At 56.8% G+C, this 15,629-nt stretch carries 12 protein-coding genes; 2 read left to right on the forward strand and 10 right to left on the reverse strand.

The genetic code is table 11. The features are described 5' to 3' along the window. Positions 1 to 50: 50 nt before the first annotated feature. The 7 genes from VEV40_RS01710 to VEV40_RS01740 form a co-directional block, all read right to left on the reverse strand. Entirely contained in the window at positions 51 to 2,372 is a 2,322-nt protein-coding gene (locus tag VEV40_RS01710) for an LptF/LptG family permease (RefSeq protein WP_324829687.1), read from the reverse strand. Between the two features lie 31 nt (positions 2,373 to 2,403). Then, a complete protein-coding gene (locus VEV40_RS01715) occupies positions 2,404 to 2,751 on the reverse strand; it encodes a metal-sensitive transcriptional regulator (RefSeq protein ID WP_324829689.1) in 348 nt (115 codons plus the stop codon). Next, complete coding sequence (locus VEV40_RS01720) at positions 2,748 to 5,006, reverse strand: heavy metal translocating P-type ATPase (RefSeq protein ID WP_324829690.1); 2,259 nt, start codon at positions 5,004 to 5,006, stop codon at positions 2,748 to 2,750. Before VEV40_RS01720 ends, VEV40_RS01715 begins: the two co-directional genes overlap by 4 nt. After that, on the reverse strand, positions 5,007 to 5,204 hold the full coding sequence (locus VEV40_RS01725; RefSeq protein ID WP_324829693.1) for a heavy metal-associated domain-containing protein: 198 nt from the start codon (positions 5,202 to 5,204) through the stop codon (positions 5,007 to 5,009). A gap of 68 nt (positions 5,205 to 5,272) precedes the next feature. Next, the gene (locus VEV40_RS01730) at positions 5,273 to 6,004 is read right to left on the reverse strand and encodes a response regulator transcription factor (RefSeq protein ID WP_324829695.1); all 732 of its coding nucleotides are present in this window, start codon (positions 6,002 to 6,004) and stop codon (positions 5,273 to 5,275) included. 6 nt (positions 6,005 to 6,010) lie between these two features. After that, on the reverse strand, positions 6,011 to 6,934 hold the full coding sequence (locus VEV40_RS01735) for a HAMP domain-containing sensor histidine kinase (RefSeq protein ID WP_324829696.1): 924 nt from the start codon (positions 6,932 to 6,934) through the stop codon (positions 6,011 to 6,013). Positions 6,935 to 6,998: 64 nt separating this feature from the next. Next, positions 6,999 to 7,943: an acyl-CoA desaturase gene (locus VEV40_RS01740; RefSeq protein WP_324829698.1), complete on the reverse strand. Its 945-nt coding sequence runs from the start codon at positions 7,941 to 7,943 to the stop codon at positions 6,999 to 7,001. Between the two features lie 116 nt (positions 7,944 to 8,059). Between VEV40_RS01740 and VEV40_RS01745 the strand changes: the two genes are divergently transcribed. Next, positions 8,060 to 10,864 (forward strand): beta-propeller fold lactonase family protein, encoded by a 2,805-nt coding sequence (locus tag VEV40_RS01745; protein WP_324829699.1) that lies wholly within the window; start codon positions 8,060 to 8,062, stop codon positions 10,862 to 10,864. A 226-nt stretch (positions 10,865 to 11,090) separates the two neighbouring features. Further along, positions 11,091 to 11,639, forward strand: a complete 549-nt coding sequence (locus VEV40_RS01750) for a DUF4386 domain-containing protein (RefSeq protein WP_324829700.1) — start codon at positions 11,091 to 11,093, stop codon at positions 11,637 to 11,639. Between the two features lie 30 nt (positions 11,640 to 11,669). On the opposite strand, the gene VEV40_RS01755 is transcribed toward VEV40_RS01750, so the two are convergent. The 3 genes from VEV40_RS01755 to VEV40_RS01765 form a co-directional block, all read right to left on the reverse strand. Then, complete coding sequence (locus tag VEV40_RS01755; protein ID WP_324829701.1) at positions 11,670 to 12,656, reverse strand: diguanylate cyclase; 987 nt, start codon at positions 12,654 to 12,656, stop codon at positions 11,670 to 11,672. 773 nt (positions 12,657 to 13,429) lie between these two features. Beyond that, positions 13,430 to 15,076 (reverse strand): PQQ-binding-like beta-propeller repeat protein, encoded by a 1,647-nt coding sequence (locus tag VEV40_RS01760; RefSeq protein WP_324829702.1) that lies wholly within the window; start codon positions 15,074 to 15,076, stop codon positions 13,430 to 13,432. Between the two features lie 282 nt (positions 15,077 to 15,358). Next, positions 15,359 to 15,629, reverse strand: a 271-nt coding sequence (locus VEV40_RS01765) for an alkaline phosphatase family protein (protein ID WP_324829703.1), incomplete at its 5' end; no start/stop codon positions are given.

Consider the following 15,629-nt stretch of genomic DNA (forward strand, 5'->3'; position numbering starts at 1 on the left):
GTCCTTCGTCGGTCTGGGTATGTGATTCTCGCGGGCCGGGAAACGTCGCATCAAGTGGGTGTGCGCAATAGCAAATAACTTCCGGCCAGTGCAAACAGCACATCTGGTGACCATGCCGCGAGAAACGCTGGCAGCATGTTCACATTCCCCATGGCCTCAAACATTCCATCTACAAACATATATGCAATGGCCATGCCGATAGCGATTCCGACGCCAGTAAGCGATCCCCGCTTGCCCATGGAAAGCGCAAAGGGAATCGCCAGTATTGCCATGACAAGCGTGATGACTGGATAAGCCAGCTTGCGATTCAGTTGTACGCGAAGCCGCATAGTATCCAGTCCGCTCTGTCGCAGATCGCGGATGTATCGCTGCAACTCATTGAAACTCATCTCCTGCGAAGGTCGCGTTTCTTTCTTGAAGTACTGTGGCTGCTCGACAATTTCCGGAAATGTGCTTACCTCAAACGTATGGAAATTCGTGACCTCGTCTCCATTGAAACTGCGCTGCCACCCGTGCTCAAAGATCCAACGATGAATCTGCGGGTCCCAATGCGCGCCTGCTGCAAAGATGCGTCGAGATAGCGAGAATGTCGCCGGGTCAAATTCGAAAACCGTGATATTGGCGAAACGATCGTTGTCCGGATCAAAAAACTCGTAATAAAAGATACGGCCCGGCTGACCCGCCTGCGGCATACCAAACATCCATTTCCTGTCGGGACGGAGATAGGTCTGCGCCGGTCTGCCTTTGATGACGTTATGCAGCGCCTCCTGCTTGCGATTGGCAGCCGGCAGATACGCCTCATCAAAGAGAAAGAGGGATAGAGACAAGACGGAAGCGATGACCAGGATTGGCACGACAATGCGGTACAGACTCGTGCCCGTTGCCTTCATTGCAGTAAGCTCATTCGTCCGGTTCAAGCCGCCGAATACGACGAGAACGGCAATCAGCACGCTCAAAGGCGTGATGATGTAAATCATGCTGGGTGTGAGGTTGAGGAGATATTCGCCGACGATGATAAAGGGCGTCTGATTACGGATAATGTCACCCAGCAGCTCGAAAAAAGTGAAGACGAGCATTAACATGACGAACGCGGCCAGCACCATAGTGAGCACGGAAAGAAACTGGCGAATTACATATTCGTCCAGGATAAGTGGGAAGCGTCCGCGCACATGCCGTTTCGAGATAGCGCGTTCAGCCGCTGCGACGGCTCCCGATGAAGTTGAGGGCTTTCTCCATCGAAACCATGATCCAGCCGACACAACTGCGGCAAGGGCTGCTCCTCCCATCGACATCTGGCGCAGAAAGAAGATACCGGAAATCCCGAAGAGAAGATTTGCCATCCACACCCCGGCAAGTACTGGCAGCTTATTCTGGCGCGCCAATGCCACACCTGCGCTCGACAAAAAGTAATAGACAAACACCAGCACAATTGTCAGCACAAAGCCCGCACCCTTGCCTCCACGCTTGGACGAGATCCCCAAAGGCACGCCGACGAGCAGCAGCACGAGGCAGGCAGTGGGATAGGCATAGCGGCGCTCCAACTCGATCTGATACCAGCGTCCGCCGGGTCGTCTTGCGCGTTCGACCAGCTCATGGTTCGACATGGCCAGAACTGGCGCATCGCTGTGGCCGAGGTGCGGATCAGGCGTAGACGTGGCTTCCAGAGGTAAATCAGTCTGGGCGAACGTCGATATCGTATATTGGTCAGGCCGGTCAGATGCTATCTGGTGCTGCATGCCGTTCTGCAGACGCATCGTGAGCGTCTGATTGTCGGTACTTGCGACCGTGGCTTCCTCAGCCGTGGTGACTTTGGGCGAGACCGGATCCGTAAGATCGGCGAGAAATACCTGGCGCCATCTCGCCGCGCCAGTTCCAGCGCGAACATCTTCCACATACAGAACAACGTTTTTCAGGTCTTCATAAAAAACACGCGGTTGAATTTCATAAGTCGCCTGCGTATTTTTCAATTCATCTTCAAGCCTCAGCATCTGGGCAGAAGCTTTCGGAGCAAAGTACAACGTATTCACCAGCCCAGCTCCCCATGCTATGGCGGCAAGCACGCCAACGATGCCTACGAATCTCCAGACGCCGACGCCGGACGCGCGCATGGCCGTAATCTCGCTGTCTGCAGCGAGGCGGCTCAGGCCAAGCAGCGTACCCACCAGCACCGCCATGGGAATGGTGACAGTGAACATATTGGGCAGCATCAGCAGGAAAATCTCGCCAACTGTGCTGGAGGAAGTGCTGTTGCGCACCGCGAGCTCAAGCAGCGGCCCAAGCTCTTTCATGAAGAGGACAAATGTAAAAAGCACGCCCCCAAGCAGTCCATGCGTGAGCACTTCTCTCAAAATGTAGCGGGTCAGGATGCGCACAAAGTAATGTCCACTATCAGTTTACTAGGCCCTAGCGCGAATGCCGGTACACGAGATCAAGCAGCTCGTCATACATCGCTTCCACCGTCTCTGGCCCACTTTTGATCGCGTCAGTGGCGCAATGTTTCAGGTGGTTGCGCATCAGGTGGCGGCTTGTGCCGCGAAGTGCCTCTTGAACTGAAGATATCTGCAGCAGAATATCGGCGCAGTAGCGTTCCTGTTCGACCATTTTTTCGAGGCCGCGAATTTGCCCAGCGATACGCGCAAGACGGCGCAGCGTCGTGGCCTTGATCTCAGGATCTACGCCTGTGGCCTTGCGTTCATTTCCACAGGCGCAGTTCGTTGAAGCTACTTTGCCGCCTATTCGTTTACTGCTCATGCTTCAAAACTCCGCAGTCTCAGGCTGTTGCTTAGAACACTTACCGAGCTCAGGGCCATGGCGGCACTGGCGATAACAGGGCTTAGGAGAATGCCCAGCAAGGGATAGAGCACTCCCGCTGCGATAGGAATCCCAAGCACGTTGTAACCCAGCGCCCACCCCAGGTTCTGTCGCATAACGCGCACGGTCTGCCGCGCCAGCACGATGGCGTCCCCAATCTGCTGAGGTTCGCCGCGCAATAGAATCGCATCTCCGGCTTCGCGCGCCAGGTCTGTGCCCGTTCCGATGGCGAGCCCTGCATCCGCCTGTGCCAGCGCAGCCGCGTCATTGATGCCATCGCCAACCATGGCGACCTTGCTGCCACCAGCCTGAAGTTCGCGAATGACAGCCAGCTTCGCATCCGGAAGCAATCCAGCTCTTACCTCCTCGATTCCAGCCGCGCTTGCAATGTAATTTGCTGACTGGGCATTGTCGCCGGTCAGCATCACAGTCTTCATGCCAAGCGCGTGTAACTTGGCGATTACCTCTCTCGCGCCGGACCGCAGCACATCCTGCGCTTCCAGCCGCCCGCGATAAACACCGTCAACCGCAACATGCAGCAAAGTTGCGAGGGAACCACTTGGCGAGATGGCGATGTTTACGCCGAGTTCCTGCAGCAGAGAAGCATTTCCGGCGGCGACGGTGCGGCCATCAATGATGCCGGTAACACCCTTACCGGGAAGTACCCGCAAGTCACTTACTGCCGAAAGCTGTATCCCCTCAGCCTGCGCCTTCATGATCGCCGCATGGGCCAGCGGGTGTTCCGATTGCTGTTCGAGCGATGCGGCAGCGGCGAGCACTTCGCGGTCTGTCCATCCATCCGCCGGATAGACTGCCGTGATTTGCGGCTTGCCGATAGTCAGCGTTCCCGTCTTGTCCAGAACGACTGTATCGATATGCGCCAGCCGCTCGACACTTTCGCCGCCTTTGAAGAGTATTCCCATCCGGGCGCCGTGCCCTATGGCGACCGTGAGAGCGGCAGGCACGGCAAGGCCCATTGCACAAGGACAGGCAATGACAAGCACCGTCACAGCAACCGCGAAAGCGCGGCTGATGCCACCAGCAGGATCAAGCCACGCCCATAACACAAACGTAACCAGCGCCAGCGCCAGCACTACTGGTACGAAAACGCCACTGATGTGGTCGGCCAGTTGCTGCATCGGAGCTTTCGAACTTTGCGCCTCTTCCATGAGGCGGAGCATCTGGCCCAGCACGCTCTCGGCTCCCACAGAAGTCGCGCGATAAGTGATAGCCCCGTCGTAATTCAACGAGCCGCCGATAAGCCTCTCCCCCTTCTTTCGCGGTACAGGAACAGACTCGCCTGTAATCAGCGACTCATCCACGCTGCTTACCCCAACCATGACAACGCCATCGACGGGAATGCGCTCTCCAGGGCGAATAACGAGAACATCGCCCGACGTGACTGACGCGAGCGGCACTTCGACTTCCTGGCCATCTTTAAGAAGACGGGCTGTCTTCGGCTGCATTTTCGCAAAAGCTTCCAGCGCATCGAGAGTTCTGTGCTTTGCCCGAGCTTCAAGCCACTTTCCTAACAGCAGAAAGCCGAGAATGAGCAGCACCGCCTCGTAGTACACCTCCGGCGGCAGTCCGTGGCGCACAAATAATTGAGGAGCAACTGTTGCTGCCGCTGAATAGAAAAACGCCGCGAGTGTGCCCAGCGAAACCAGCGTGTTCATGTTGCTCGCGCCATGCAGCGCCGCTTTGAACGCGCCGCGATAAATCGGCCAGCCAGCCCAGAACATCCCGGCAAGACTCATCGCCAGCAGCGTGTACTCAAGCGCGATATGCGGAACCTGAAAAAGCCACGGCAGCACACGCATAAACGCGCGATCAAGCCTATTTCCATGACTACCCATAAGCGGCATGGACAGGAGCATCGCCAGCGCACCGCCAAACACCGTGGCAAAAGCACGGATTTTCAGCGTCCCTTCGTTGCCTGCCTCATCAAGGACGTGATGTTCAAAGTCTTCCGCCAGCATGGAGGCTTCATACCCCGCATCGCGCACTGCGCCGATAAGCTGCTCCGGTTTTGCGACGGCAGGATCATATGTCACCCGAGCACGATGGCTCAGCAGATTGACCTGCGCGTCGCTGACGCCGGGCGTGTCGCGCAATGCGCGTTCCACATGCACCTGGCAGGCAGCACAGCTCATACCTGTGACCGGCATGACCACGGTTTTTGAATCGTCAGCCATTTATTGCTCCAGATGCGCCGAGTAGCCGGCCTTCGCGACAGCGCCAAGCAGCGCTGGCCCCGTAGCTGCTGTGTCTGCAACTTTTATACGAGCCGCGCCTACGCGCACTTCCTCCACCTCTACTCCTCCAACCTGCTGTAAAGCCTGCTCCACGCGGCGCACGCATGCCCCGCAGTGCATGCCTTCAATTCTCAGCACAATCTCCCTCATAGATATACCCTCTACCCCTATTATATGCACGGAATAGCCTTGAAGATTCTTTTCCCTTATTCTCCTTCCGGCAGAAAGCGGTAGCCAACACCGCGCACCGTTTTTAGATGGACCGGATTGACAGGCTCATCTTCGATATAGCGGCGTAGACGGACAACGAAGTTGTCAATCGCGCGCGTGTCCGTATCCTCACGCACGCGCCATACCTGCTCCAGAAGCTCCTTGCGCGAAATGATGCGGCCCTGGTTGCGCACCAGATAGCGTAGAAAATCCGCTTCCATCAGCGTGAGATGAATATGTTTTCCCGGAGCCGTTAATTCAAGTGCTTCAAAATCAATGCAGCGGCCGGCAAACTCGAAGCGCGGTAAATCCAGAGATGGTTCAGTCGATGCAGGGGGAGTATGCCATGCCATCCTCCGTAGCAGGCCGTTCAATCGCGCAATCAGGATGGAAAGATCGAATGGCTTAGGCAGATAATCGTCAGCCCCGGCGGCGAATCCCTGCAGCACATCTTCTGGGCGGCCCCGCGCTGTGAGCATCAGCACCGGAACATAGTTTTGCTTCACCCGCAGTTCACTCACCACGGCGAAACCGTCTTTGCCCGGCAGCATGACATCGAGCAGGACCGCGTCGAACTTCACTCCATTGCTGGTCAATGCGGCAAGCGCAGTTTCGCCGTCGCTCGCAATCTGCACCTCGAACCCTTCCGCCTGAAGATTAAAAAGAAGGCCCTGCGCAAGATGCGTTTCGTCTTCAACCACCAGGATGCGGGCTGTCTTCTGTGGCATGGCTCCTCAGTTCGTCTGCGGGCGCCTCACTGCTTCCAGCAGGCGCGGTAATTGCAGGCGGATGGTTGTGCCCTTGCCCTCTCCGGCGCTCTGCGCAGTGGCGTCTCCGCCGTGTTGCCGGGCAATGGAACGGACAAGGAACAGTCCAAGACCGGTGCCTTTGGTCTTAAGCACATTGCGGTGCGGCACGCGGTAGAAGCGTTTAAAGATGCGTTTCAGGTGTGCCGTAGCAATGCCGATGCCTTCATCGCTGACACTCAACACAATCCATGCGTCGCCTTCCAGCGCCAACCGGACAACAGCATGAAGCCCATTCGGTGAATACTTCACGGCGTTACCGAGAATGTTTTCGACCGCCGTCCTCAGATCGTCGGGGTTGCCGCGAACCAGCAGGGAAGCGTCGCCGCTCTCAAATCTGATCGACTCCGGAGCCAGATGATGCCGCAGTTGCGTCGTCTCAATGCACTCCTGCACCAGCGCATGCATATCCACTTCGGCTTGTATCTGGTTGCGCGCGCGTTGTCCAACTTCGCCCGCCTTCAGCACTTGTTCTACAGTTGCCAGAAGCCGTTCACTGTCGGCCAGCATAATGTCATAGAACTGCTGCCGCTGCTCTTCGCTCAATGTACGGCGCTGGAGTGTTTCAAGATACAGCCGGATCGAGGTAATCGGCGTCTTCAACTCGTGCGTGACCGCGTTCAGAAAGCTGTCGTGTCGCTCGTTGCGGCGCACTTCTCGGACGAGGAAAATTGTATTCAGCACCAGGCCGGCAATCAGCAGAAGGAAGAAAGGAATCCCGACAACCATCGGCCAGGCGCGCCGCCAGTTCAGCACAATCCAGCCAACACCAAGTATCAGCGCGACGCCCACCAGGCATGCGCCCAATGTGATGAAGAAAACCTTGGCCGATCTGCGTCGCGTAATTCTCATGGAGCAAATGGAAACGCCCGCTCAGTCTATCGTGAGCGGGCGAATCTTTTGATTCGGCTCTATTTTAAGCCGCGCCGGCAGGCCGGGGATTGTGCGGATCGTACTGAGCGACCTTAATGTCACGCGCCAGGCCAAACTTCTTCAGCAGCCAGATGCCGTAATAATTCGGGTCGAACTCATACCACTTCAAGCCATGCCGAGCCGATACGGGGTGAGCATGGTGGTTGTTGTGCCAGCCCTCGCCGCCAGTCAGCAGGGCCACCCACCAGTTGTTGCGCGACTCATCGCGCGTGGCGAAGCGGCGCGATCCCCACATGTGGGTCGCTGAATTCACAAGCCAGGTCGCATGCAAACCAAGCGTGACGCGGAAGAAAACGCCCCACAGCACCCATGTCCATCCGCCCATCGCAAGCAGGGCAAATCCGCTGATGGTGAGCGGGACCCAATGATACTTGCTCAACCAGACGTGGAAGCGGTCTTTCGTGAGATCGGGAGCGTACCGCGCCAGCATTACTGTCTGCGCGTGCAGCGATTCCCCGCTCAGAATCCAGCCCAGGTGCGCCCACCAACCGCCTTCAGTGGGAGTATGCGGGTCGCCGGTCTTGTCGGAAAGCTGATGATGCACGCGATGCGTCCCCACCCAGAAGATCGGACCGCCTTCGAGTGACATGGTTCCGCAGACGGCCAGAAAATATTCGACCCATTTCGGTGTCTTATAGCCCCGGTGCGTTAACAACCGATGGTAGCCCATGCCGATGCCCATATTGATAGCCAAGACATACAAAATCGCGGCTGCAACTAGGGCCTTCCATGAGAAGAAGAAGAGCGCCGCAATCGCGCCCACATGGAAAGCGACCATAAAGACGGCTGTGATCCAGCTTGTCTTGCCACCCTGCGCGGCGCGTCCCAGCGTCGGCAGGTCCGGTTTTGGGGAATAACGTTTGGGCGGCGCGGTGGTTTCAGCGGCGGAGGGTTCTTCCAGCAGGTCTTCAAGAAGCTCGACGGGCATGCGGGAGAGTAGTTCCTTTGTAGTGAAAATACGGTCTATTTAGACCGTATCAGTGTGGTGGAAGAGGGCTTGTAAGACTTTTGTAATGTCGCCGTGATAATTTGCTGCTGTCGAATATGAACTGTTCCCTGATTGCGCTCTCCTTACTTGCCGTGTCGTTGGTTCTGCAATCTGCCGGTGATGCCCAGGCAATTCGGCTCGCCACGAGCAAGCAGATCACCCCGCCCGTTCCCGGCTCGCCTCAGCGCTTGAACAGTCTCCCGATGGCGATGGCATGGTCGCCCGACCATCGTTACCTGGCCATCGTCAACGCGGGATACAGCACGGTCGAGTCGAATTATGAGCAGTCGATTGCAGTGCTCGACACCGAAACCGGTAAGCTCGCCGATTTTCCCGATGCCCGCACCGATATTGGCGCGACGCAGACACTTTACAACGGTGTCGCGTTCAGCGCTGACGGCTCGCATGTATATGCCAGCATTGACTCGCTGCAAGAGCCGGAAGGCGATGGCGCAGCGCATACGGGCAATGCTATCGCGGTCTATAGATTCACTGGCAGCACGCTTGCGCCGGAGCGGCTCATTTCCATGCCGCTGCAACAGCTTGCTCCGGGACGCACGCAGAACAAGATTGGCAAGCCGGTTCCGAGTGCCATGGCGATTCCCGCTCCTGCTGGACTTGCGATCGTTAAGAGCAAGACAGGGGCAGAGCAGATCCTTGTCGCCGATGAGTTCTCCGACGACGTGCTGCTGGTCGATGCCGCATCAGGCAAAGCAGTTCTGCGTTTTGATCTGGCAAAGCATCCTGTCGTTCCGTCTCAGTATCCGATAGCAGTCATCGCCAGTAGTGACAACCGCCGCGCCTTCGTTGCATTGTGGAACGGCTCTGCAGTCGCTGAACTCGATCTTGAATCCGGCAAAGTTGTTCAAACTCTGCCGCTGCTTCCGCCTGATGTTGCCACTGCGCCAGGGTCACATCCGACTGCATTTGCGCTGAGCCATGACGGCAGGATGCTCTATGTTGCGTTGGCTAATCGTGATGCTGTTGCAGCTGTTCATCTCAACGGCGAGCACATGCAGCTTGCCGGGATGTTTAGCACACAACTACCTGGCCAGCACTACTTTGGCGCGATGCCCGACGCAGTTGCGCTTTCACCTGATGATGGAACCCTGTACGCGGCGAACTCGGGCTCCGATGCGGTTGCCGTTTTCTCGACACTCGGTCTGAAGCCGAATACGGCGGTCGAAGCCAGCGGCTTCATTCCGACCGAGTGGTTGCCGACGGCCCTGGCCGCGAAAGGAAACCAGCTTTATATCGCCGCTGGTAAAGGCAAAGGAACCGGCTCGAATGTGGATCCGCAGCCGCAACCTGCGAATCCTTCGCCAAACCAGTCGCGGCGGCTGCATCGTCCGCATACCTACATTGCCACTCTGCTTCACGGCTCACTGGCGACGGTCGATATGAGTGCGGCTGAGCGTGAGCTGCCGCAACTTACATCTGAAGTTGTTGCCAGCAACATGATGCAGGCAGCTCAGCAGCATCTTCAGTTCAAGGCCGGCACAAATCCAATCCGTCATGTCATCTACATCATCAAGGAGAATCGCACCTACGACCAGATCTTCGGCGACCTCGGCGCCGGCAACGGCGATTCGTCATTGACGATGTACGGACGCGACATCACTCCCAACCTGCATAAGCTGGCGCTGCAATTCGGCGTGCTCGACAACTTCTATGACTCGGGTGAAGTCTCAGGCGACGGCCACGTCTGGTCGAACGCGGCCATTACCAGCGACTACACCGAGAAGACATGGCAGCAGGCGTATCGCGGTAGTGCCCGCGTCTACGATTTCGAGGGCGTGGTCGAGCAGGGATATCCGCTGCTCGAAGGCATTCCCGACGTGAACGAGCCATCGAGCAGTTATATTTGGACCAACCTCGCGCGCCACGGCAAGTCGCTCTATCACTTCGGCGAATATATCTCGACACAGTTCTGTGATGAGATTGACGAAGCACCCAGGGCCAGTTCGCCGCTTGAGGGAACGCCGGAGCCGGCTCCGGAACACTGCAAAGTCGCGGCCATCCACAAGGGCGATCCGATTCCGGCCAATTATGGCGGTGGCACAAGCAAATATCCGTGGGCAATTCCTCTCATCTACAAAAATGTAGCCACCAAGCCGGAACTGGAGGGCCATTTCGATCCGCAGTATCCCGACTTCAATCTCATGTTCCCCGACCAGCTTCGCGTCGAGGAGTTCCTGACACACTTCCGCAAGTGGGTCGCGGACGGCGACATGCCGGCGTTCGTAATGCTGCGGCTGCCGAATGACCACACTGCGGGAACCAGGCCGGGATCGCCGACACCGAAAGCTTCAGTTTCAGACAACGATCTCGCTGTGGGCCGCGCAGTCGAAGCCGTCTCGCACAGCCGCTACTGGGACGACACAGCCTTCTTCATCCTTGAAGACGACGCCCAGGACGGCGCGGACCATGTAGATGCGCACCGCAGCATCGCGCTGGTCATCAGCAAATACTCGCCTCGCGAAGCGAAGCCGACGGTCGATTCAACCTTCTATACCACGGTCAGCTTCTTGCGAACGATGGAAGACCTTCTCGGCATTCCGCCGATGAACAACAACGATGCCTTCGCTCCGCTGATTGCCCCGCTCTTCACCGGAGCAGGCGACCAGGCTGCGTTTGACGCCGACTACACAAACCGCGACAACGGCCTAATTTATACAGCCAACAACCCGAAAGCTCCCGGCGCGAAGGAGTCATCGAAAATGGACTTCAGCCACGAAGACCGAGCCGACCCCTGGAAGCTGAACGTCATCCTCTGGCGGGATGCGATGGGGAACAAGCCGGTTCCGTGGATGGTGCTCCATCCGCACAGCTCGCGCAAAGAAGATGACGACGGAGACTAACCCTCCCCCTGCCATTTTCCCTTCGCCTTCTTTGTCTTCAATAATCGGCGGTTTGAGTTCTCAGGCAGGGAACTCCTGTGCTCCGGCTATCGTATGTGGGGTCATAACGCCGCTGGGCTTTCTCTCAACAGGAACAGGCTCCATAGCCAGGAACAGTTCATAGCACTTCTTCGATTTGTGCCGAGAACAGCGCTCAGATGGGAAATCCTACAGGAGAAAAAAGAAGATGACTGAGTCGCCACATCTCAAAGCCCGGATTGCCGGGTTTTTTTATCTGCTGACGATTCTGACGGGAATGTTAGCTGTGTTTATCCGCTCCAGGGCTGTGGGCGATGCCTTCAATCTCGCTGCTACGGCATGTTACGTTGTGGTCACGCTGATTCTGTATCAGATATTTAAGCCGGTAGACAGGAATGTTTCCCTGATCGCCGCATTTTTTAGCCTTGCAGGCTGCACACTCGGAGCTTTGCAAGCATTTCACTTTGCCCCACTGCACATCAACAGCCTGGTATTCTTCGGTTTCTACTGCCTTCTGATTGGCTACCTCATTCTCAAATCAAACTTCCTGCCTCGAGTCGTGGGCATCCTTATGGTGCTGGCGGGTCTGGGCTGGCTGACCTTCTTGTCTCCACAGCTCGCAAATCGCCTTTCGCCTTGGACGATGCTCCTTGGCCTCCTTGGTGAGGGATCACTGACTGCATGGCTGCTTGGGAAGGGAGTGAATACAGAGCGATGGGAACAGCGACCCAGGAGACAGAAGACTCTGGAAGCTTAAAAGTGGCCTGGAACAAGGTCATTCGATCACTTAGAATGGCGGGACGGTGTCGGATAGTTTAAGTTCAGCGATTTCCAGCATGGGCTCGGTTGGCTGGGCGAAGGCGCGGACGCAGTTACGTCCGGCGAGTTTGGCATTGCGCAGAGCACATTCCGCCTCGCGCAGGATGATAAGGGGTGAGCGCCCTTGGCTGGTGCTAAGTCCGATGCTCGCGGTGGCGCTCAACACATCACGGTGGACGTGGTAAGACTTGGCAAGCACTGTGTTTTGCAGGCGCTCGGCCATTGCTGTGGCCTGATGGGTCGCGCAACCAGGCAGGCCAATGAGAAACTCGTCCTCGCCGTAGCGCCCAAGAATATCGTAGCTGCGCAGGTAGCGACGCAGCCGCTGAGCGAATTCGCGCAGGACAACATCTCCGGTTTCGTAGCCGAATTCGATGTTGATTTCGGAGAATTTGTCGAGGTCGATGAGCATGAGTGTCAGAGATGTGCGCGTACGCTGAGCGCGGTCAGTCTCCTGAAAGAGCAGGCGCATCGTGGATTCGCGGTTGAGAAGTCCGGTGAGGCTGTCGTGCGCGGAATGAAATCGGACGGCTTGCGTCTGCTCCTGTAGCTCGTGGTAGAGGTGCTGAACACGTTCAGCTGTGCGGAGGCGAATGAGGAGGTCGGTTTCGTTGACCGGTTTGAGCAGGAAATCGTCAACACCGGCTTTATGGGCCATTTCGATCTTTTCCAGGTCGGCGGCGGCGCTCATCAGCATCAGCCACGTGGCCTGCCGGCGCGATCGGCGGCGCGTTTCCGCGATAACCTCAAACCCCTTCATGGAGGGTAATTCATAGTTCACAATGGCCATTGCCGGGGGATTTGCGCCGTTGAGCCGCCTGAATGCGGCAGCGCCATCGGCCAGCACCTCGACGTGATAATTCCAGGACGAAATCAGCGCACTGAGAGTGGAGGCTGAGTCAGGATCTGAGTCGACCAGCAGGATGCTGGAATGCTTTTCTGGCAGGACGGGCATAGTGGAGGGTCTCCCAGAGATAGTTATCGGGAGAGTTTCAGATACGGATTAGGAAAGCATGCGCCATTTACCGCCGAAACCGTTTTCATTGCTAATCTGTGGAAAATTTAGCCAAGATTGTGGAAAAACTTGTTGACCTTTTCGGGAAATAGGCAAAAACTACACTCATACACACAACCCGGTACGCCTGACCGGGCATCTTTTATAGACAAAGAAAGCAAAAGTAACACTGGCGTAATCCCCAGGCTCGTTTGTCGAGTACTTGACCTGTCAGTCATCAGGCGGGGTAAATGCTTCCAGTCCACCCTCAAAATACTGGAGTGTGAGCCATGATTTCCACTGTCACCACCACCCATGCGGTTCCGCAGAAATTGCTCCCTGCGCGGACCCACATCGCTCGCGCAAAATTAACGATCTGCCACCATTGTTTTCAGGTTCTCGGTTCGGCCAAGACAATAGCGGAGGTTCGAGCGTTGGAGGCCGCGCATATCTGCAATGAGAAATTGAACGACCGGAAACCCGCGGCGGCCATCCCCTTCCACTAGAGAAACAAAATTGAAAAAAACGCGCCTTCGGGCGCGTTTTTTTGTTGCCTTGAGATATGAAAATTAACCTATGTCGACCTACCTAGCCGCGGACAGCAATCCGATCATCGTTCGATTCGCCAAGCCCAAAGCTGAGCATTCGACTCCTCAGAGGCACACAGATAAGAGGGATCCCATGATGGGGCATCTGATTCTGCGATTTAGCAGGGATTAATTTACGCCTTCACTTCACTGCACCGTCAGGCTCACCGCCGCCATATTATTGGCCAGGTTAGGATCGGGCGTCTCCGCTATGGTAGCCGCATTTTCTGTGATCACAGTACCCGCTGGTGATGTCACCCTCACTGTCAGGCGCACTGTCCATGTGGTGTTCGGAGCCATGCTGGCGTTTTGATGGCAAACGATCTGCCCTGTTCCCTGATATGGCGGATGCGTGCATGTGCCTAGTCCGGGCGTGCCGGAGATGCGTATGTAGTCGAAGGTCGTTCCTGCGGGGACTTGTGTGTTCAGCACTTCGTGAAATGCGTTATCTGGCCCGAGGTTCCATACCGGGAAGGCATAGGTGAGCAAGTCACCTTGATGGACAGTCGTCTCAGATGGCTGCACGCGCAGGAAGAGGTCGGCACTCCCCAGCGAGAAGGCATAAGTAGAGCTCCCATGTCCACCACGGATGTAAAGCACCCCATCCACAACTGTGGGCGAGGAAAAGATTCCGAGGCCACCGGTCGGATAGCTCCATAGCTTGACACCAGTGGTGGCGTTCAGCGCATATACGATGCCGTTCTCCGAACCAACATAAACCACCCCGTTTGCTACTGCGGGCGAGGAAGAGAACAAGTCACTTAGGGTGACAAATTTCCATAGGAATGCGCCGGTTGTGGCGTTCAGCGCATACACCGTGCCGCCGCTGGCGCCGACATACACCACCCCATTTGCCACTGCGGGCGAAGACTGCACAACGCCGAGTCCGGTGGTATAGCTCCACAGCTTGGCACCGGTGCTGGCATTCAGCGCATATGCGTTGCCGTCATCGGACTGAATGTACACCACCCCATTCGCCACGGCAGGCGAGGAACGCACTAGGTTGCCGGTGGCAAAGCTCCACAGTTTTGCGCCGGTGTCAGCGTTCAATGCATACACTCTCCCATACACGGTGTTGTCCACCGAGCCGACATAGACCACTCCATTCGCCACGGCGGGCGTGGAGAGCACAGCGCCTCCGGTGGTATAGCTCCACAGCTTGTCGCCGGTGCTGGCGTCCAGCGCGTACACATTGTTGTCCACCGAGCCGATATAAACAACCCCATTCGCGACCGTGGGAGAAGAAGAGAACACAGAACCTCCGGTGGCGAAGCTCCACAGCTTGTCGCCGGTGCTGGCGTTCAGCGCATATACATTGTCGTCTTGGGAGCCGACATAGACGACCCCATTCGCCACGGCGGGCGAGGAATCCACCTCGTTTCCGGTGGCAAAGCTCCACAGCTTGGCGCCGGTGCTGGCGTTCAGCGCATATACATTGTGGTCATCGGAGCCGATATATACTACCCCGTTTACCACGGCGGGAGCGGACATAATGTTCTGGATATAGATGCCTATGGGGTTCTTCCACTTCAGCTGCAGACCGCCAACGTTGTTGACGCCAAGCACCGTCTCATACGGGTTCCAGCGCTGCATGTTATCTCTGAGGAATTGCGTCCAGTCTGCAGGTGAAGACGTGCTGGTTGACGCGCTGGTAACAACGTCGGACGCCTGCGCATACGCAGACATGGTAGCTGCGGCCAGAATTAGGCACAATAAACCGACCGCAAACATGAAGCTAACGATCCCGATAGAGAGGGCACGCTTCCCGTTAACTACACGGAGGGGAGATTTCATAACAGTTCTCCGGAGATTTTTCAGATTGGCAGAGAGCGGGGACGGCGCGTGCTATAGAGGCGTTGGGTTCTGGCCTCCTGAAAGAAATGAGCGAGGCGGCGTCGGCCTTCCGGTTCGGTGCGCCCAACGCCCAGCACTCTACTCTGCCCGAGGTCCTGTGGGCAAGAGGATTCTTTTGATGGACACGCCTCATCCATGATGGGAGTCAGATGCTCAGTTTCCAGACTGGAAAGGCATAGGTGAGCAGCCCGCTCTGATGCATATGGTCGTCGGTGGCAGTATCTACTGGGAGAGGTCGGCACTGTCTGCCGGGCTGGAGTTGGAAATGAACTCCTGCATGTCGGGGGCAGTAGCGGCAGTACCGGGAAATGTGGTCAGCCCAAGGGCCTCGGACAGGAACCTCAGGGTACTGGGGTGCTGATAAAAAGTATTGGAGACATAACCGCGCTTCACGTCGGGCCCGACGACGATCCACGGCACATTCCCGCCCCCGTGGGTGTTGTCCGAGTCCGACTCGTCAAAGACAATCACCAGCAGGCCTCCATGAGGCGCG

The sequence above is a fragment of the Alloacidobacterium sp. genome (assembly GCF_035631355.1).
Classification (GTDB): domain Bacteria; phylum Acidobacteriota; class Terriglobia; order Terriglobales; family Acidobacteriaceae; genus Alloacidobacterium.

Excerpts from the sequence above, each read along its gene's own strand:
- VEV40_RS01730 (WP_324829695.1), bottom strand. The coding sequence starts at position 6,004 with ATGCCACAGAAGACAGCCCGCATCCTGGTGGTTGAAGACGAAACGCAT.
- VEV40_RS01735 (WP_324829696.1), bottom strand. The coding sequence starts at position 6,934 with ATGAGAATTACGCGACGCAGATCGGCCAAGGTTTTCTTCATCACATTG.
- VEV40_RS01760 (WP_324829702.1), bottom strand. The coding sequence starts at position 15,076 with ATGAAATCTCCCCTCCGTGTAGTTAACGGGAAGCGTGCCCTCTCTATC.
- VEV40_RS01750 (WP_324829700.1), top strand. The coding sequence starts at position 11,091 with ATGACTGAGTCGCCACATCTCAAAGCCCGGATTGCCGGGTTTTTTTAT.
- VEV40_RS01745 (WP_324829699.1), top strand. The coding sequence starts at position 8,060 with ATGAACTGTTCCCTGATTGCGCTCTCCTTACTTGCCGTGTCGTTGGTT.
- VEV40_RS01720 (WP_324829690.1), bottom strand. The coding sequence starts at position 5,006 with ATGGCTGACGATTCAAAAACCGTGGTCATGCCGGTCACAGGTATGAGC.
- VEV40_RS01755 (WP_324829701.1), bottom strand. The coding sequence starts at position 12,656 with ATGCCCGTCCTGCCAGAAAAGCATTCCAGCATCCTGCTGGTCGACTCA.
- VEV40_RS01740 (WP_324829698.1), bottom strand. The coding sequence starts at position 7,943 with ATGCCCGTCGAGCTTCTTGAAGACCTGCTGGAAGAACCCTCCGCCGCT.
- VEV40_RS01715 (WP_324829689.1), bottom strand. The coding sequence starts at position 2,751 with ATGAGCAGTAAACGAATAGGCGGCAAAGTAGCTTCAACGAACTGCGCC.